Below are 20,157 nucleotides of genomic sequence, written 5' to 3' on the forward strand. Positions count from 1 at the left end.
TGAACATGAAAATCAAAATCTGCGGGATGAAAATCCCTGAAAATATATATGCAATTGCGGAGTTGAAGCCCGATTTTATGGGTTTCATTTTTTACCCCAAGTCACCACGCTATGCTGAACCGTTGGATATGGAGGCATTAAAGGCATTGCCCAGGCGAATTTTGAAAATAGGTGTTTTTGTAAATGCGTCGTTGGATGATATGCTGACTGCGATAAAAAAATACGCGCTCAACGGAGTACAATTGCACGGCACAGAGTCTGAAGATATTTGTTATACCTTAAAAATGGCAGGTTTGCTTGTATTTAAAGCATTCCCGGTGGCTGAGGTATCTGATTTTGATGCAACAGACAGATACGAAGGTACCTGCGACTTTTTTTTGTTTGATACGAAAACCAAAGAGTATGGAGGCTCGGGTGTGAAGTTCGACTGGAGAATGTTGGAGAGCTATAAAGGTGAAACGGCTTTTTTGCTGAGTGGTGGAATTTCTGCCGATGACGCGGATGCCATACGTGCCATCAATCATCCAAAGTTCACCGGAATTGACCTGAATAGTAAGTTTGAGGTGGAACCGGGACTTAAAGATATTGATTTACTAAAGAGTTTTTTGAAAGAGATAGGAAAATGATAGTTGCTTCGCGATATTAGCTTCGCTGATATTAATTGTAAATAAAATATATAGGACTGGAGACCGGTGTCTGTCGTCCGTTGTCAAAATAGAAATCATGAACAGAATCAATCAATTATTCGAACAAAAGAAGGAAAACATCCTTTCGGTATATTTTACTGCCGGTTTTCCAAAGCTGGAGGACACCCTGCCAACACTAAAATGCCTTCAGGCAAATGGTGTGGATTTGGTGGAAATCGGAGTGCCATTTTCCGATCCGTTGGCCGACGGAATTGTGATACAAAACAGCAGTCAGCAAGCTCTACGAAACGGTATGAGCATCCGCAAGCTTTTCGACCAACTCACATCCGTTCGGGCAGACATTCATATTCCATTAATCATGATGGGCTATCTGAATCCCATTATGCAGTTTGGTTTTGAGACGTTTTGTGCCGAATGTGCCAGAGTAGGAGTGGACGGTATGATCATTCCCGATCTGCCCATGGTCGACTACATCAACCAATACAAAGCCATTGCCGAGCGCTATGGATTGGAATTTATTTTCCTTATTACGCCCGAAACTTCGGAAGAACGTATCCGTGAAATCGACAGTCATACCAACGGATTTATCTATATGGTTTCGTCGGCAGCCGTTACAGGGACGCAAAATTCGTTCGACACGAAGGTAGATTACTTTAACCGCATCAACTCGATGAACCTGAAAAATCCGCGCCTGATTGGCTTTGGAATCTCCAATAAATCAACCCGCGATATGGTGAACCGCTATTCTTCAGGAGCCATTATTGGTAGTGCTTTTATCAAAGCACTTGAAGAAACGCAGGATGTAGAGAAAGGGGTGAAACTGCTGTTGGACAAATTGGAAGAGTAATCTTAATAGGTCTTCGAGGTCTTAATTGCGATTGATAAAACAAAAAATGCCGAACTCGTAATGAGTCCGGCATTTTTTATAATATAATTCGTGTTTACTATTAATTGATCACTGATCACTGCTAACTGATCACTGCTAACTGTTACAGTGTTTTTCTCACTTCCGTTTCTTCGTAGCTTTCTACTATATCGCCCACCTGAATGTCGTTGTAGTTTTTGATATTCAAACCACATTCGTAGTTTGTACCTACTTCTTTCACGTCGTCTTTAAAACGTTTGAGCGAGTCAAGCTCACCGGTATAGACTACGATACCATCGCGGATGATACGAATTTTGTTAGAACGTTTAATCTTACCTTCGCGAACCAAACATCCGGCCACTGTACCCACTTTGGTGATTTTAAATACTTCGCGAATTTCAACCGTGGCGGTGATTTCTTCCTTGATTTCGGGCGAAAGCATACCTTCCATAGCCGATTTGATTTCTTCAATCGCGTCGTAGATGATAGAATAAAGTCGGATATCGATTTCTTCTTTTTCAGCAATTTTACGAGCCGAAGTAGTAGGGCGAACCTGGAAACCGCAAATGATAGCATTAGAAGCAGCTGCCAGCAAAATATCCGAATCGGAAATGGCACCCACCGCTTTGTGTATTACATTTACCTGAATATTTTCTGTTGACAGGTTAATCAGTGCATCCGATAAAGCTTCTACCGAACCATCCACGTCACCTTTCACAATGATATTCAATTCCTTGAAATCGCCAAGTGCTATACGGCGACCCAGTTCGTCGAGCGTAAAGTGTTTCTTGGTACGCAGGCTTTGTTCGCGTTGGAGTTGCTCACGTTTATTGGCAATCTCGCGCGCCTCGTGTTCAGAGTTCATCACGTTGAAGTTATCACCCGCCTGAGGTGCTCCGTTTAATCCGAGTATCAAAGCCGGTTCTCCCGGTAGTACTTCTTTTATGCGTTGGTTACGTTCGTTGAACATAGCCTTTATTCTACCAAAGTTAGTTCCTGCCAATACCACATCTCCCTGATGCAATGTTCCGTTCTGAATCAGGATGGTTGAAACATATCCACGTCCTTTGTCCAGTGTCGATTCTATCACCGAACCAATAGCACGCTTGCCCGGGTTGGCTTTCAGCTCAAGCAGTTCGGCTTCGAGCAATACTTTTTCAAGCAACTCGGCCACTCCATCGCCTTTTTTGGCTGATATATCCTGCGATTGGTATTTACCACCCCAGTCTTCAACCAAATAATTCATTTGAGCCAGCGTTTCCTTTATTTTTTCAGGATTTGCACCCGGTTTATCTACCTTGTTGATTGCAAAAATCATAGGCACATTGGCTGCTGCTGCGTGGTTAATCGCTTCAATGGTTTGAGGCATGACGTTATCGTCGGCAGCTACTATGATAATAGCGATATCAGTTACTTTCGCACCACGGGCACGCATAGCCGTAAATGCTTCGTGACCCGGAGTATCAAGGAAAGTGATTCGTTGACCGTTTTCCAACTTCACATTGTATGCTCCGATGTGCTGAGTTATACCACCGGCTTCACCGGCAATCACATTTGTTTTCCGAATGTGGTCGAGCAAGGATGTTTTACCGTGGTCAACGTGTCCCATTACAGTCACAATTGGAGCGCGTGGCAACAAATCTTCTTCGTTATCTGCTTCTTCCTCTCCAATAGCTTCAATTACGTCGGCACTTACATATTCTGTTGTAAAGCCGAATTCTTCAGCCACAATATTAATTGTCTCAGCATCCAAACGCTGGTTGATAGAAACCATCAAACCAATGTTCATACAGGTTGCAATAACCTGATTAACCGAAACGTCCATCATTACAGCCAGTTCGCTAGCCGTTACGAATTCGGTCAGTTTAATTACGCTTTCTTCGTCACGCTCACGTTGTGCCTGCTCTTGTTGACGTGCACTGTTGATATCACGTTTATCACGACGGTATTTTGACCCTTTGCCTTTTTTGTTGGCACCCGAAAGACGGGCTAAGGTTTCTTTTATTTGTTTCTGTACATCTTCTTCGTTGACAACGGTTTTAATCGATTTTTTCAAACGATCTCTATTTGGTGTCGGTTTAGCTGCACCTCCGCCACCACCGGTAGTTCCCGGAGTCACCTTTTTCGGGTGAGCAAAGCCTTGTGTAGCTCCATTTGCCTGAGGTACCTTGGTAATGTCAACTTTCTGGTTGGAGAAGCGTTCACGTTTTTTCTTCGGATGTGCCGATGCAGGATCAGCAGCAACCTCGGCAGCCGTACGCAGGATTTTCTTCTCGCCTGCGATAAATGGTTTTTTGCCGTCTAGTTTATTTTTGTCTTCACGCTCTTTGCGTTTCTGTTCTTTTGTTTTAGGTTTTGGACGGGTGCTTTGATTCAGCAGATCCAAATCAATGGTTCCGATAACCACAGGAGCAACATCGATAGTGGGGCGAGTCAATGAGAATATTTCATCCTCATCATTGTCGTTGTTATCTTTCGCCGGAGTGTTTACTTCGGCAGGCTCAGTTTCTTCTTTTAATTTGAACTTTTTAATCGGTTTAATAAGTTCTATTTTAGGTTCGGAAATTACTTTTTCTTCTTTTTCAGCTACTTTCGGTTCTTCTTTTTCTTCAACCAAAGTTACTACCGGAGCTGTTTTAGGTTCTACCGTAACTTCAGGTTCTGCTTTCTGTACCGGCGGTGTTACAATTTCTTCCTTCTTTTCAGTAACCGGAGCTTCGGCAGCCTTGATTTCTTGTACTTCTACAGGTTTGATAACCTCAGCTTTTTCAATAATTTTTTCTTCTGCTACGGGTTTCTCAACCACTATAGACTTTTCTGCAACCGGTGCTTGTGTTGGTACTTCAGGTTTCGTTTCCGGATGTTTGCTTTTTGCATTCAAATCTATATGTCCAACGGATTTGAAATGCGGTAACTGTTCTTCTGGAATTGAAATATGAATAGTTTCTGCAGATTTTTCAGCAGGTTTTGGTTGGTTATAACCTTCTATGGAAACAGTTGCAGCCTTCTCTTTGAGCTGGCGCTCCTGACTCAAGCGCTCCGATTCTATTTTCAGAGCCATATCTTTATTAAATTCTTTCGCTAACAAAAGGTGTAAGTCATCGGATAATTTCAAATTAGGGTCGACGACGATTTTATGACCTTTTTTCGCCAAAAATTCAACGGCAGTGGTCATTCCAACGTTCAAATCTTTACAGGCTTTACTTAATCTTATGGACATATTCTATTTTCAGTTTTCTGTTTTTTTAGTCTTCGGATATATCATCCGTTCTGAATTTTAGCTGATATTTTGCTATCGCTAAACATACTATGGTTTTCTTAGGCTTCTTCTTCATCTTCAAATTCTGCTGCTAAAATAGCCAGAACTTCGTCGATGGTTTCTTCTTCAAGGTCGGTGCGACGAACCAGATCCTGACGAGATATTGCCAACACACTTTTTGCAGTATCGCATCCTATTGCCTTAAGTGCGTCAATAACCCATTGATCAATTTCATCGCTGAATTCATCCAGGTAAATATCTTCGCTTTCTGTATCTTCGTCCATTTCGCGGAATACATCAAGGGTATAGCCTGAAAGCATTCCGGCCAGCTTGATATTCAATCCACCTTTTCCGATAGCTTGCGAAACTTCTTCGGGTTTCAGGTAAATTTCAGCTTTTTTCTCTGCTTCATTCAGTCTGATTGAAGATATCTTCGCAGGACTCAATGCACGTGAAATAAATAGATTTACATTATTGGTGTAGTTTATTACATCTATATTTTCGTTACGCAACTCACGAACAATGCCGTGGATACGAGAACCTTTTACGCCTACACAAGCTCCAACCGGATCAATGCGGTCGTCGTATGATTCAACGGCCACTTTAGCACGCTCGCCGGGAATACGGGCAATTTTTTTAATTGTGATTAGGCCTTCATGAATTTCAGGAACTTCCAGTTCAAAAAGTCTCTCCAAAAACACCGGTGATATACGTGACAAGATAATTTTAGGGTTATTATTCTTGTTTTCAACCATGGCTACTACTGCACGCACTGTATCACCTTTACGGTAGAAATCCGTTGGGATTTGCTCTGTTTTTGGCAAATATAGTTCGTTGCCTTCATCGTCTATCAGCAACATTTCTTTTTTCCAGATTTGATACAGCTCGGCACTAACAATCTGACCGACCTTTTCACTGTACTTGCTGAAAACGTTGTCTTTTTGCAGTTCAAGTATTTTTGACGACAAAGTCTGACGAAGAGTCAGAATGGCGCGGCGTCCGAAGCTAAGAAAGTCAACCGTATCCGTTACGTCTTCGTCTATTTCATAATCCTCATCAATTTTCTTTGCCTCAGTCAAAGATATCTGGAGGTTAGGATCTGTCAAATCTTCATCAGCCACCACAGTACGATTACGATAGATTTCAAAGTCGCCCTTGTCGGGGTTGATAATCACATCATAATTTTCGTCGGTACCAAACAATTTCGAAATCACATTACGGAATGACTCTTCCATTACACTGATTAATGTACTTCTGTCGATGCTTTTTAGCTCTTTGAACTCCGAAAAAGTATCAATTAAGCTAATAGTTTCTTTTTTGCTCATGGCTTATTTGAATCTAATAATATATTTTGTGTATTTAATATCTTCATAAGAGAACGTTACATCCTCAATGATTGTAGTTTTACGCTTGGCTCCTTCAGGTTTTTCTGTTTTTTCGATTTCCAGTACGAAATTATCCTCATGTACTTCTTTCAAAACACCCGAAAGTTTTTTTCCGCCTTTTGTCAATGTTTCGACCTCGTTGCCGATGTTTTTTTCGTATTGTTTTAAAACCTTGAATGGCTCAGTGAGTCCTGCCGAACTAACTTCCAGTTCAAAATCCTCTACTTCCCTGTCAAATTGAGATTCAATATGACGATTTAGCTCAGCACAAAACTCAAGCGAAACACCATCAAAAGAGTCTATTTCTACAGAAATTCTGTTATCCTGAGTGACTTTTACATCTACGAGATAATAGTCTGTGTTATCAAGATAGTTTTCAACTATCTGATTTATAGTTGTTTTTAAAATCATAGTCATGTTATACTAACAAACGAGGGGACTGTTGTCCCCTCCTCCGTATCCTATTTCGATTGCAAAAGTACAAAATAATTCTTTATAATACAAAGATTTAATACAAAAAATAATTGCTTGTATGATAGTAATTTGTACAGTATGTTTCGAATTCAACGGCAAAACAAAAATTAAATGAATCTACTATAGCAGTTTTTTCTGCCTAAAAGCTATCTTTGTCACTTAATTAAAAACTGCATAATAATACAAGCATGTATAAAATTCTATCAGTCAATCCAGGCTCAACATCGACAAAGTTTGCTGTTTACGAAGATGAAACATTAGTATGTCTCCATACAATCCGGCATTCGGTTCAGGACTTAAAACCGTTTAAAACCCTGTTCGATCAATATGAGTTTCGCAAAACATTGATGCTCGATTATTTGAAAAACGATGGTATAGATTTATCCGATTTGTCGGCTGTTGTCGGGCGCGGTGGTATGGTGAGGCCGTTGGAGTCGGGGGTTTATGCGGTGAATGATAAACTGTTGTCCGACCTGAAAGCTTCGCATTCTGCGGAGCATGCCAGCAATTTGGGAGGGGTTATTGCTTTTGAAATAGCCGAAAATATACCTAATTGTCAGGCTTTTATTGCTGATCCTGTCGTTGTAGACGAATTGCAGGATGTGGCCAGAGTAAGTGGATTGCCCGAAATACCTCGCATATCAATGTTTCACGCTTTAAACCATAAAGCTATTGCCCGAAAATATGCTGCGGCTACAGGCATGTCGTATGAAAATCTGAAACTGGTAATTGCGCATTTGGGTGGTGGAATTTCAGTGGCTGCGCATTCTTATGGAAAAGTAATCGATACCAATCAGGGATTGGACGGATATGGTCCGTTTTCGCCCGAACGTGCAGGAACAATAGATGCAGGCAGGTTAGTAGATATGTGTTTCGAAGGGAAATATACGCAAGCTCAAATTAAAAAGATGCTTGTCGGAAATGGTGGATTAATGGCTCATTTGGGATTGAGCGATGTGCAAAAAATAGAGCTAAAGATTAAAGCTGGTGATGAAAATGCAGATTTGATTTTGCAAGCTATGGCATATAATGTGGGGAAAGAAATAGGTTCTATGTTGGCTGTTTTATCGGGAAATGTGGACGCAGTTATTCTTACAGGCGGTATAGCTCGAAGTAAATTTGTGGTGGATTATATTAAAGATATGATTTCAGCTATGGCGAAGGTTGTTGTTTATCCGGGCGAAGATGAAATGGAAGCGCTTGCAATGAGTGGCTTACGGGTGCTCAGGGGAGAAAAAAGCAAAGTGTATTAATTGTTGGTAGATTCCGTCTTGGATTTATCGCTTTCTTTTCTTGGAGCAATTTTTTCTTCCCAGAATACCCACATTAGGAAAATTATTCCGTAGAAAATATATTTAAAGGCATATTCGTGTAGAAAAGCAAACCAGTCGGGATGATTCTTAATAGCAGCAATGATGAATGAAATCCTGAATATATTAAACAGATAGACAACGCATAAACCCAGCGGTATATACCATAGTTTTTTCTTCCATGGGCCACGGTAAAAAGCGATTATACAGAAAAAAATATACGCTTGTTTTAGCCCCGTGCAAGCCCATATTATGAGTACCGAGCGTCCATTCGGATGACTGATTGAATTATCGGGTTTTAGTTTTACATCCCAACCGATTGTATTTAGTGCAAATTCACATGCATGAGCCACATTGCGGGCAGCGTAGGTGAAAGGGGCGGAAATATCCCAACCCCAGAATGTTACCGATGAATTCAAATTTGCTGCTTCGTCGCCCAGTATATTGTATTTCCAGAAAAAATTAGCCACCATCAGAATAACTGCAAAAAAAATAACACCTCGAAAGGGTTCTAATTTTTCAGGAAGTTTGATGGGTTGTAATTTCATAAGCTTTTGAAACTAATTTTTTTGATGACAATATCAGAATTTGTCGGAAACGCGTGCAAAAGGCACTTCTTCTATCGAACAAAAATCATTGTGTTGATATTTGAAGTAACCGGTAATGGCAATCATGGCTGCATTGTCGGTCGTAAATGCAAATGGTGGAATGTACACTTCCCAGTTGTGTTTTACTCCAAAGTCCAGAAAGGCCTGACGCAGAGCTGAATTGGCAGATACTCCTCCAGCTACAGCCACTTGTCGGATGTTTAATTCGCTGGCAGCTTTTCGGAGTTTATTCATCAAAATATCTACCACAGTTGCCTGAAGCGACGCACAAAGATCGTTCAGGTTTTCTTCCACAAAGTTTGGATTCTCTTTTATTTTATCTCTGAGCAGATATAAAAAGGATGTTTTTAGCCCGCTGAAACTGTAGTTATATCCCGGAATCTGAGGTTTGTTGAACGTGAAAGCTTTTGGATTTCCCTCTTTTGCCAGACGGTCAATGTGTGGTCCGCCGGGATAGGGTAATCCCATGACTTTTGCACATTTATCAAATGCTTCGCCGGCTGCGTCGTCTATGGTTTGTCCAATTACTTCCATGTCGTTGTAGGCTTTTACCAATACAATTTGGGAGTTGCCACCTGAAACCAGTAAGCATAAAAACGGAAATTCAGGACGTCGTTCATCGGGTTTACCCTCACTGATATAATGAGCAAGCACATGGGCTTGCAAGTGATTGACATCGACAAGCGGAAGGTTCAGTGCCTGAGCAAATCCTTTGGCAAATGATGTTCCGACCAGTAGCGACCCCAACAGTCCCGGTCCACGGGTAAAAGCAATGGCACTCAACTCCGATTTTTCAATTCCGGCACGTTTAAGAGCCTCGTGTACAACAGGGATAATGTTGAGTTGATGAGCCCGGGATGCCAGCTCGGGAACTACGCCACCAAAACTGGTGTGAACTGCCTGGCTTGCAATCACGTTTGAAAGCATTACTCCATCGCGAATGACAGCTGCTGAAGTGTCATCGCAGGATGATTCAATGCCTAATATAATTGTTGAATTCATTTTCTTATTTGTATGGTATATTGATGAACAGCTTTTCATTTTTTGTCTACTGCCTGTTGGCACAACAATTGCTATTCAATCTTTTTTATTTGGTTTGTTGAAACCGTTTCCTTGCGTTATTCACGAATTATTATTTACTTTTGCGAAACAAAGTTCAAAGGTATAAAAAAAAGAGCTAAAATATTAGGTTTAGGCATCGATGGAATAATTTTATTTCTCGTGCTATTGTTGATGCAGGTTCAAACTGGTTCGATACAGAGGCTTGTGTCTAAAGTAATTGTATCTGAACTGTCGAGCAAACTTCACACTAAAGTCACCATTGGGAAGATAGAGTACAGGCTTTTTAATGATATCGCTATCCATGATTTATATGTTGAGGATCAGCAAAAAGATACCTTGCTGTTTGTTGAAAGAGCTGATGCTCATTTTAAATTCTGGAAATTTTTTCAGGGGAAAATTATTTTTACCTCCATTGAGTTGAATCAATTCTTTGGTAATCTTGTGATTGACAAGAATGGTCACTCCAATCTCGACTTTGTAATTAAAGCCTTTAAGACTCCTCCCAGCAAAGATTCTACACAGATAGAATATCGAATCAGTCGCTTCAAGATAAAAAACTCCAGGTTCAATTATTCCAATTATAAGGAATATAAAAAAATGCATGCGGGGGTATTCAATGCAAACCGATTGAAAATAAAGGATATCAATGCAGATATAGCATTGAATATTTATAAAAAAGACTCTATGGATGCGCACATCCGAAGCTTGAGTGCCCGCGAACAATCCGGCTTGACGCTGACAAATTTTAAAACAAGTATTTTAGTTTCAGCAAGCACAATCAATATCCCCTCTGTAGAGCTTAGATTGCCCAACTCGAACATTCGGTTAGAAGATATTAAACTCAAGTATAACAGTTCGTCTGATTTGCATCACTTTAATAATAAGGTGAAATGGAATGCGCCTATTCGTCTATCTACCGTAGCACTTTCTGATTTGAGCGCGTTTGTGCCTGATTTCAAGAATGTAAAAGGAAAAGCTTCGCTCAAAGGTTTGATTACAGGAAGGTTGTCGAGCTTGAGATTTCAGAATATGCAAATTCGCTACGGAAACAATTTCTTATTGGATGCCGATTTAGACATAAATGGGCTGCCTAGCCTGAGCGAAGCGTTTATTTATGGTCAGATCAAGGAATTACGTTGTGAAAAGGGAGACGTGCAGGATTTTATTTCTGAGCTGACTCAGAGTCCGTTCTTACTTCCGAAAGAAGCAGCTCAACTTGGGCTTATCCGTTATAAAGGAAATGTGTCCGGGTTCCTGAATAACCTGGTACTTTATGGAAATTTGAGTACCAATGTTGGTAATATCTCTACCGATATTTTACTGAAACTGGCTAATGACCTGAGAGATTTGACTTACAACGGAACAATTAAAACAGAAAATTTTCAGTTGGGTAGATTGTTGTCCAGTAAGCAATTGGGCAATGTGTCGTTTAATATAAATACTGTAGGAAGTAAAAAGGAAAATACACAGTTTCAGGGAACAATCAAGGCAAAAGTTTCAGAGTTGAAAATTAATAATTATACATACCGCGATATTCAGCTAAATGGAAAGTATGATGGGAAGGGCTATGATGGAGTTGTAGATTTACAAGATCAGAATATAGATGCGCACTTTACGGGGAAAATTGATTTGACTCAGAAGTTGCCGGTCTGTGATTTCGATTTAAGAATGAAGAAGTTGAATGTAAATGCGCTGAATATAACTGATAAGTACCCCGGAGCGATTCTTTCTTTTAATGGTAAAACAAATATTGTTGGTAATTCTCTGGATAATATCAATGGATTCATCCAATTTGATAGTATTCAGTTTAAAAATCAAAATAAAGTGCTTAATGTCAGCAATATTAAGTTTGTTTCGCGTATCGAAAATGATTTTACGCACTTTGGAATTACTTCCGATTACGTGAATGGTTCATTTAGCGGTAATTTTAAATATAGTACCGTAGGACAGTCGATTAATAAAATAGTCCGTAAATATCTTCCATCGTTGTCAACCAGTGTAAAGGAGCCTGCGCAAAAATTTCAAAATCACATTGATATTGACCTTCAGTTAGCAAATACGGCTGAAATATCCGATGTGCTGGATTTGTCTTATACGCTAAAAGGACTCTCAACAATCAAAGGTTTTATTGATGAAAAATCAAATCTGATTGATATTTCCGCTAATTTCCCTAAACTGTCATCCAGCAAGCGCGAAATAGAAAATATAGCCTTGCATGTTGACAATCCATCCAAAGAATTGCAGTTTACTTCGAGAGCTCAGATGCACGAAAAAGATGGTTTGATGAATATTTTCTTAAAAGCATCTGCTGTTCAGGATTCGCTTAAAGCACAATTGGGATGGCAAAATGCCCAACAAGTAACCAATGCGGGCGAAATTAAATCAATAACACGATTCTCCAATATTAATGGAAGAACTGTTGCCGACCTGGCTGTTTTACCAACACAGGTGATAATTTCCGATTCGGTTTGGAATATTCATCCCTGTAAGATTAATTTCAAAGCTGACAGTACCATAAGTGTCCACAATTTTGTATTTGATAATAACAACAAGCAATTTATTCATATCAACGGTGTAGCTTCAAAAAATCAGAATGACAGTTTAAGCTTGTCTATGAATCAGTTGGATCTGGACTTCGTGATGGGGCTTCTCAAGTTGAGAGGCTTCAGAATAAGTGGTAAGGTTACCGGGCGAGCAACACTGCTGAGCGTCCTTCAACAGCCTATTTTTGAGGCAGATCTCGGGGTGCAGGCACTAAAACTAAATCAGGTTTTAGTAGGAGATGGGCAGATTAATTCGAACTGGGATAAATTGAACAGTCATCTTCTGGCAAAGGGAACTTTTGTAAATGATAAGAAAGATACTGTGGTAGTTGCATCTTGCTTGTATAATCCCAAAGCCGATACGATAAGTGTACTGTATGATGCACGTAAGTTTAGTATTGAATTCTTGTCGCCTTATTTTGAAAGTGTGGTGCATGATGTAAAAGGGCTGGCTACCGGTAAAATCAGGATGTTCGGACCACTTAAGCACGGTTTGTGTTTTGAGGGCGATGCATTTTTGGATAAAGGACAGGTAACAATGAAAATGCTTAAGACTACCTATTTCTTGAATGACTCGGTTCATATGAGAAAGAACTCAATTGAACTTAGAAACGTAAAATTATACGATCAGGATAAGAATCAGGCTAGTTTGAATGCTACTATAATGCACAACGGCTTTTTTCAACACATGAAATATGATGCCAGAATTATTGGAAAAAATATTATGGCTTTGAATACCACGGCTGAAGATAATGACTATTTTTTTGGGAAAGCATATGCCAGCGGTACCGTACATGTTTATGGTGATGATAAAGTGGCTAATATTGACGTGGAGAAAGCGGTATCTCAACCCCATACGAAATGTTATATTCAGATGGGTGGGGCTTCCAAAACTTCGGACAACAGTTTCATTCATTTCGTGAATAAGAATATAATCAATGCCAGAAAAGATACTAACACGGTTCGTAAATCTTCAGCTTCGTCCGGAGAGATGAATGTGAAGGTAAATTTACAAATTGAAGTTACTCCTGATGCCGAAATGGAATTGATTATCGATCCAAAAGCAGGAGACAGAATCAGGGGTACCGGAAGCGGGAATTTGCAAATTAGTTTTGATACGTTTTCGGATATGAAACTTTATGGAACTTACTCTATAAATAATGGGGATTATTTATTTGTGTTTAAAAATCTGATTCGTAAAGAGTTTAAAATTGATCAGGGAAGTACGTTGTCATGGACGGGCAGTCCGTATAATGCCAAAGGAAAAATTCGTGCGCTATACTCCTTGACTGCTTCACTCAAAGACTTGGATGAAACTTTGTCGACTACAACTACCCGAACAAGTATTCCTGTCAATTGTGTTCTGAAACTTTCGGATGATATTATGAAGCCTACTATAAACTTTGATATAGAATTGCCTCAGAGTGATGAAGGGGTGAAACAGCGTGTGAGGAATATAATTAACACGGACGAAATGATGAATCGTCAAATTCTTTATTTGTTGGTTTTCAATAAGTTTTATACTACCGATTATCTAAGCAATGCAAGTCTGGCAACTAACTTAGGAACCAATCAGGGACTTTCGCTTTTGACATCAACAGCTAGTGCTCAGCTCAATAACTGGATTTCGCAGACTTTCAAAAGTAATAATCTGTCTCTTGGTTTTGATTATCAGGTGAACGATGCTGCTACCAGCGATATTCAGGCTCAGATATTTTATCAGCCGAACAATAGATTGATAATCAATGGAAATTTGGGATATAGAAATGATAATCTGATCAATAATACGAATAGATTTATAGGTGATGTCGATTTACAATGGCTGTTGACGGAATCCGGAAAATTACGATTCAAAGCCTATAATCATACGGTCGATCGGTATACGCTAAGTAAAGCGACACAAACACAAGGAGTTGGATTTATGTACAAGGAAGACTTTAATAGCATGAATGAACTTTTTAGCTACTATTGGCATTTCTTTGTAGGAAATAAAAAAAGTAATAAAGATGAAAAAGCAGTTTCTCCGAATAAATAGTTTATTGATATTTATCTGTTTAATGATAGCTCAGAGTTCATTTTCTCAAACTATAGAGGATTGTTATGTGGATATGCCGGATATTCTTAATCCTACTTTAAGCAGGCAAAACCGCTTGGAGCTGGTTGGATACCACAAAGCAAAGCAGAGCGACAGCGTTGTAAATAGATTCGGGAATCAGGCTTATCTGGTGAGTTTAGACTCTCTTGGCAAAAGAATTGTTGTTCGAAACTCTTCATCTTCAACATTCGAGATGAAGCTTTTGTCGCTAGAAAATAATGTGAAAGTAATTAGTATTATACGTACTGTATGTGCGCCGGTTTGCCTCTCAAGCGTAGAGTTTTACGATACAGCCTGGAATGCTATACCTCTTCAGTTTACAATGCCTAAGGCTATTGACTGGGTGAATGAAAGCGCGCTACCAAAAGATCAGGTAGATGTACAGTGGATAAAGAATAATCTGGATATCGGTTTCGTATCGCTGACTTTTACAAATCAAGGGCAGATGATTCAGGCAACAAATAACACGCTGGATTTCTTTAGTGAGGCTGATCGGAAATTGATATCGCCTTTTATGAATAATAGTCCTATTTTGTTTAAGCTTAGTGGACGAGTCTGGGTTCGAAATTGATAATAAAAAGCCCCGAACAAATTTGTTCGGGGCTTTTTTATTATGCGTTTATTGTGCTTATTTCTTTTCTCCGCGTTTTGCGTAACGAGTCATAAACTTATCAACACGTCCTGCTGTATCTACAAGTTTAGATTTACCTGTATAGAAAGGGTGTGATGAACTAGAAATTTCCATTTTAACCACAGGATAAGTTACACCATCAATGTCGATAGTTTCTTTTGTGTTTACGGTTGAACGTGAAATAAATGTGTCGCCGTTTGACATATCTTTAAATGCTACCGGACGATAATTTTCTGGATGGATTCCGCTTTTCATATCTGTATGTTTTAATTATATTTTTCTTCTTGTTGTTTGGGCTTGCAAAAGTACTAATTTCTATCTAATTATCAAACATTTTCCTGTAATTTTATTTTAATGGATAATTGAAACAGCTCTTGCTTGTGAATAATTTAAATATCTGATTGAAAATTAATTGTTTATCTTGCCTGTTATTTTGATCCTAAATACAAAAGGAACATCCCGATTAATACTCCAATCAGATCTACTATTTTGAGTTTTATATTTTTATCACGTAAAACAATGGCGCCGTATAAAAAAGGTACGATTACGCCCGAACGTCTTATAGTAGAAACTACCGAAATCATAGAGTGTGGCAGAGTTAAGGCGTAGAAATATATAAAATCAGCTGTTACCAGAAAAAAAGCAATGAAGGCGATTGACCATTTAAATTTGAAAGGAGTTGTTTTCTCTCGCGTGGGGGCCCACAGAAACAGGGTTATTATTCCCATAATGATAGCCTGGTAGTACGTGTAGTAAACCTGAACGGACATAACATCGTATCTGTTCATGAGGTATTTGTCGTACAATCCGCTGAGCGCTCCAGTGAGGGTTGCCATTACGATAAACCAAAACCATTTATTTGTTTTCAGCGATATACCCTCCTTTTTTCCTACAACCGAGAATAAGAAAAAAGAAATCAGGGTGACGCCAACTCCGGCAGTCTGATACCCGTTGAGTTTCTCTCCCAGCAACAAGGTGGCTCCTATCACAGTCCATACCGGCTGCGTGGCTTTAATAGGCGAAGCTAGTGAAAGTGGCAAGTGTTTTAATGCGAAATATGCAAATAGCCAGGATGTAAGTACGATGGCTGCTTTCAGTACGAATAACAGATGTGCATGAAAGTCAACACGAGGCACAAAAAAAACAGAGTCCTTGAGTAGATCCGGAAAAAATTCAGATATAAACAAAAAAGGAGTAAGAACTGCGCAAGAAAAAAGTATTGAGACTAAAATTACCGGAATAACAGCGTTTTCTTTTAAAGAAACTTTTTTGAAAACTTCGTATGAGCCCAGTAAAATAGCCGAAATAAATGCAAGAAATAACCACATAAAAAACTAATAAAAGGGAATTAATAATTCATAGTTCAAAAGGCACGAGTTAATTTATAAAGATATGGTCAGGATATTTAATATCGACCAAGTATAGCCCGTGAGCAGGAACAGAAACGCCTGCTTTACAACGGTTTTTAGCTGCAATAACTGTTGCGAATTCGTCAGTATTCATTTTTCGTCGCCCCACTTCGAATAGTGTGCCAACAATCGCACGAACCATATTTCGTAAAAAGCGGTCGGCTTCAATAGTGAAAACCCATTCATCGCCCTGTTGCGTCCATTCGGCATGATGAATTTGGCAATTGTTCGTTTTTACGTCAGTGTGAAGTTTGCTGAAGCTGGTAAAATCTTTAAATTTCGTAAGGGTTTTAGCTGCCAGATTCATCGCTTCAAAATCGAGCTTGTCGCTTTCTCGTACGGCGAGTTCATTTTTGAAAACATTTTTATTGGTGAAGATATGGTATTCATATCGACGGGAAATAGCATCGAAACGTGCATGGGCGTCAGGCTTAACTTCAGCAATTTTATAAATAGAAATATCACCGGGCAGAAAACTGTTTAATTTGGCTACCAGATCAAATTCAGAAGGTAAAGCAGTCTCAAAATCAAAGTGAGCAACCATAAGTTTGGCGTGCACGCCGGCATCGGTTCTGCCTGCACCTACAATTTCAAGATTGGTGCGTAAAATGGTGCACAAAGCTCGTGTCAGTACTTCCTGAACTGAAATTCCATTGGGCTGCATTTGCCAGCCATGGTAAGCGGTGCCTTTGTAGGAGAAATATATGAAGTATCGTCGTTTCACGCTGCAAAGATACGGGTATTTCTTGGCTTTGCCAAGTGGAAGAGTGGCTGTTATTCTATCGGTTGGCACCGCATGCGCCTGCTGCTGCAAGTAGAAGACAGGTTATGAGAAAAGCTTTTCAATGGCGTCTGCATAATGCGACTCGATGACATTTCGTTTGATTTTTAAAGTGGGCGAAAGAAAACCATCGGCAGTGGTCCATTCGTCGGGCACTAGTTTGTAACGCTTAATTTGTTCGAAATCACCAAAGAACTGATTGTAGTGCTTTATCTCTTCCTGATAACGTTTTACAATTGCAGGATGCTCTATCATTTCAGCATTGGTACTGTATTTGATTTTATGTTTATTACACCACGATTTTAAATAGATAAAATCGGGCGATAGTAATGCCGCTGCAAATTTTTTGTTTTCACCCAATACAATCATGTTTTCGATAAATGCCGATTCGGTGAATCTTGACTCTATTGCCTGCGGATTTACATATTTGCCAAACGAGGTTTTGAAAATGCTTTTTAAACGACCGGTAATTATCAGCTGACCTTCGGGTGTGAATTTGCCCGTGTCGCCGGTGTGGAACCAACCATCGTTATCAATTGCCTGAGCGGTGAGAGCTGGGTCCTTGTAATAGCCTAGCATGACATTGTGACCACGACAGATTATTTCATCGCGTTCGGCTAATTTGACTTCAACTCCCTGGAGCGGTAAGCCCACTGTCCCAAATTTACGACCATTTTCGCCACGTTGACTAACAGCTATTACGGGTGAAGTTTCGCTTAACCCATAACCCTCGAAAACAGGCATTCCTATGGCAGAGAAAAATGAAGCAATATGAGGTTGAATAGCCGATCCTCCCGATACAACTATGTCGAAATTGCCACCTATAGCAGCTCTCCATTTGGAATAAATCAGTTTTTCGGCCAGTTTATATTTGATATTATAATACCACCCCATTTCTTCTAATTGGAATTTGGTAGCCAAATTAAAAGCCCAATAATAGATTATTTTGCTGAAAAAAGGCAGCTTTTTTCCTGATAGATAAAGTTTATCGTATATCTTTTCAAGCAACCGTGGTACGCACGACATCATCGTTGGATTTATTTCCTTGATGTTTTCTGCAATTGTACCAAGGCTCTCGGCATAATACACAGACATGCCGAGGTATTGATAAAGATACACCAACATACGCTCGTATGCATGACAGAGTGGGAGGAAGCTCAATGCTTTGTTGCTCCACTTAGCAGGAATCGATTCAAGACTTTTTAATTGGCTTACTATGTTTTGGTGAGAAAGCATTACACCTTTTTGACTTCCGGTAGTGCCTGAAGTATAGATGATAGTTGCTAAATCATCGGGTTTTATTGAAGCTTTGAGCTGTATAAGTTTGTCTGGCTGGCGATTTTCTTTGCCTAGCGTTATAAGCTGGTCGAGGTATTTATACTCGCTGTTTTCATCAGAGAACGTAAATATTTCTTTTAGTGTCTTGATTTCAGGAAGGATGGGTTTAAGCTTGGTTCTAAGCTCTTTCCCTTCGATGAAAATCATTTTCATCTCGGCATGATTAAGTATGTGGCTGTAATCATTCTGGCTGATAGTGGGATAAATAGGAATAGAAACTGCTCCGATTTGCATCGCCGCAAAATCAAGCATGTTCCACTCGGGGCGGTTGCTGCTAACAATCCCTATTTTGTCGCCCGGCTGAATGCCTAATGCCAGCATGCCATAACTTAGGTCATTGGTTAGTTCCACATATTCACAGATGCTGAATTTTTTCCAAGCACCTTCGCGTTTGCACACCAAAGCTGCATCCTGATCCGGATAATTTTCAATATAATTATCCAGCAGATCAAATAATCTGGTTACGTTCATCTGATAGTATAAAACTAAAGTAATAAATAAAAGTTTTGTTATTTACTGAAACACAATTGTTCTGTTCTTGTACGCCAGAATTTTTCTGTCGATGTGTTTCTCTACAGCATGGGATAGTACGATTTTTTCTAAATCACGTCCTTTTTTAATTAGTTCTTCTACCGTGTCTTTGTGCGAAATATGAGTTACATCTTGTTCTATAATCGGACCGGCATCTAAGTCGCTGGTAACATAGTGACTGGTGGCACCAATTACTTTTACGCCACGCTCATGAGCAGCATGATAGGGCTTTGCACCGGCAAAAGCAGGTAAAAAAGAGTGATGGATATTTATAATCCTGTTTGGGTAGTGATCGATAAAATCAGCAGATAGGACCTGCATATATCTTGCCAGTACGCAGAATGTTATACCGTGTTTTTTTAGTAGTTCCAGTTGTTTGGCTTCTTGTTCGGCCTTGTTTTCTTTAGTAACAGGAATAACATGATATTCAATTCCGAAGCGGTTAGCCACACTTTCCATGTCGGGATGATTGCTTATGATAAGCGGAATTTCAACTTCCCATTCGCCCGCTGCATAGCGTGCCAGCAGGTCGTAGAGGCAATGTGACATTTTAGAAACGAAAATAGCCATTCTTGGTTTTGTGTCGGCAAAGTAAAGACGGAAGCTCATGCTATAGCGAACAGCAATAAGAGTCTCGAAATACTCTTCAATTTTATCCTTTGGAATTTGAAATAGGGTTAAGTCCCACTCTACGCGCATGAAAAAAACCTTTTCTTCGCGGTTCACGTATTGGTCTAAATATAGAATATTGCCTTTGTGTTGGTTAATAAATTCAGTAACTACAGCTAAAATACCCGGTTTGTCAGGACAGTGCATTAATAACACTGCCGTATTTCCATTTTGTTTCATTCAATTTCAATTTTTCAATAAACTGAATGCAAAGATAACATTTTAATCGGAGACCTATATTTATATCTTCAAATTGTATTTATAAAGTATTGTCATTGCCATCTGAATTTCATTATAATACGACTGCAAAAGGTTTTTAGAAGATTTTTTTTGAAATTAAATTGAATTATTTTTATCAGAGCTATTGCCAGAATGAAAAATTGCCGTATCTTTGCACCGCATTTGAGAACAATGCCTGACAATAAAACCTGGTTCGGTAGTTCAGTTGGTTAGAATGCCGCCCTGTCACGGCGGAGGTCGCGGGTTCGAGTCCCGTCCGTACCGCAAACACCCTAATAATCATATGATTGTTAGGGTGTTTTCTTTTTCT

The 20,157-nt window shown here is 39.5% G+C and carries 15 protein-coding genes and 1 tRNA gene; 6 read left to right on the forward strand and 10 right to left on the reverse strand.

The annotated features are described in order from the left end of the window. Positions 1-5 precede the first annotated feature (5 nt). Positions 6-626, forward strand: a complete 621-nt coding sequence (locus PALPR_RS14405; RefSeq protein WP_013446393.1) for a phosphoribosylanthranilate isomerase — start codon at positions 6-8, stop codon at positions 624-626. Between the two features lie 97 nt (positions 627-723). Then, a complete protein-coding gene (gene trpA, locus PALPR_RS14410) occupies positions 724-1,494 on the forward strand; it encodes a tryptophan synthase subunit alpha (RefSeq protein ID WP_013446394.1) in 771 nt (256 codons plus the stop codon). A 142-nt stretch (positions 1,495-1,636) separates the two neighbouring features. Here trpA and infB read toward each other — a convergent pair whose 3' ends face one another. From infB to rimP, 3 genes are all read right to left on the reverse strand, one after another. Next, positions 1,637-4,732 (reverse strand): translation initiation factor IF-2, encoded by a 3,096-nt coding sequence (gene infB / locus PALPR_RS14415; RefSeq protein ID WP_013446395.1) that lies wholly within the window; start codon positions 4,730-4,732, stop codon positions 1,637-1,639. A gap of 98 nt (positions 4,733-4,830) precedes the next feature. Beyond that, positions 4,831-6,096, reverse strand: coding sequence for a transcription termination factor NusA (gene nusA, locus PALPR_RS14420; RefSeq protein ID WP_013446396.1), 1,266 nt, complete (start codon positions 6,094-6,096; stop codon positions 4,831-4,833). Positions 6,097-6,099: 3 nt separating this feature from the next. Next, complete coding sequence (gene rimP, locus PALPR_RS14425) at positions 6,100-6,567, reverse strand: ribosome assembly cofactor RimP (protein WP_013446397.1); 468 nt, start codon at positions 6,565-6,567, stop codon at positions 6,100-6,102. A gap of 251 nt (positions 6,568-6,818) precedes the next feature. Here rimP and buk point away from each other — a divergent pair, with 251 nt between their 5' ends. Then, positions 6,819-7,883 (forward strand): butyrate kinase, encoded by a 1,065-nt coding sequence (gene buk / locus PALPR_RS14430; protein WP_013446398.1) that lies wholly within the window; start codon positions 6,819-6,821, stop codon positions 7,881-7,883. Here the strand turns inward: buk and PALPR_RS14435 are convergent. Beyond that, positions 7,880-8,488, reverse strand: a complete 609-nt coding sequence (locus PALPR_RS14435; protein ID WP_013446399.1) for an exosortase/archaeosortase family protein — start codon at positions 8,486-8,488, stop codon at positions 7,880-7,882. The genes buk and PALPR_RS14435 overlap by 4 nt on opposite strands. 33 nt (positions 8,489-8,521) lie before the next feature. Next, complete coding sequence (gene tsaD, locus PALPR_RS14440; protein WP_013446400.1) at positions 8,522-9,550, reverse strand: tRNA (adenosine(37)-N6)-threonylcarbamoyltransferase complex transferase subunit TsaD; 1,029 nt, start codon at positions 9,548-9,550, stop codon at positions 8,522-8,524. A 111-nt stretch (positions 9,551-9,661) separates the two neighbouring features. Between tsaD and PALPR_RS14445 the strand changes: the two genes are divergently transcribed. After that, entirely contained in the window at positions 9,662-14,188 is a 4,527-nt protein-coding gene (locus PALPR_RS14445) for a DUF748 domain-containing protein (protein WP_148226489.1), read from the forward strand. Next, positions 14,160-14,819, forward strand: a complete 660-nt coding sequence (locus PALPR_RS14450) for a DUF3256 family protein (RefSeq protein WP_013446402.1) — start codon at positions 14,160-14,162, stop codon at positions 14,817-14,819. The genes PALPR_RS14445 and PALPR_RS14450 overlap by 29 nt, the downstream gene beginning before the upstream one ends. A gap of 57 nt (positions 14,820-14,876) precedes the next feature. Here the strand turns inward: PALPR_RS14450 and PALPR_RS14455 are convergent, their stop codons facing one another. The 5 genes from PALPR_RS14455 to purU all read right to left on the reverse strand — a co-directional run bounded on the left by PALPR_RS14455 (position 14,877) and on the right by purU (position 19,787). Continuing rightward, positions 14,877-15,134 (reverse strand): type B 50S ribosomal protein L31, encoded by a 258-nt coding sequence (locus PALPR_RS14455; RefSeq protein WP_013446403.1) that lies wholly within the window; start codon positions 15,132-15,134, stop codon positions 14,877-14,879. 173 nt (positions 15,135-15,307) lie between these two features. Next, the gene (locus PALPR_RS14460) at positions 15,308-16,207 is read right to left on the reverse strand and encodes a DMT family transporter (RefSeq protein WP_013446404.1); all 900 of its coding nucleotides are present in this window, start codon (positions 16,205-16,207) and stop codon (positions 15,308-15,310) included. A 49-nt stretch (positions 16,208-16,256) separates the two neighbouring features. After that, positions 16,257-17,012 (reverse strand): tRNA pseudouridine(38-40) synthase TruA, encoded by a 756-nt coding sequence (gene truA, locus PALPR_RS14465; RefSeq protein ID WP_013446405.1) that lies wholly within the window; start codon positions 17,010-17,012, stop codon positions 16,257-16,259. A 102-nt stretch (positions 17,013-17,114) separates the two neighbouring features. Further along, on the reverse strand, positions 17,115-18,878 hold the full coding sequence (locus tag PALPR_RS14470; protein WP_013446406.1) for an AMP-dependent synthetase/ligase: 1,764 nt from the start codon (positions 18,876-18,878) through the stop codon (positions 17,115-17,117). Between the two features lie 42 nt (positions 18,879-18,920). Further along, positions 18,921-19,787 (reverse strand): formyltetrahydrofolate deformylase, encoded by an 867-nt coding sequence (purU, locus tag PALPR_RS14475; protein ID WP_013446407.1) that lies wholly within the window; start codon positions 19,785-19,787, stop codon positions 18,921-18,923. A gap of 250 nt (positions 19,788-20,037) precedes the next feature. Between purU and PALPR_RS14480 the strand changes: the two genes are divergently transcribed. After that, a tRNA-Asp gene (locus PALPR_RS14480) sits at positions 20,038-20,111 on the forward strand. Positions 20,112-20,157 lie beyond the last annotated feature (46 nt).

The sequence above is a fragment of the Paludibacter propionicigenes WB4 genome (assembly GCF_000183135.1).
Taxonomy (GTDB): domain Bacteria; phylum Bacteroidota; class Bacteroidia; order Bacteroidales; family Paludibacteraceae; genus Paludibacter; species Paludibacter propionicigenes.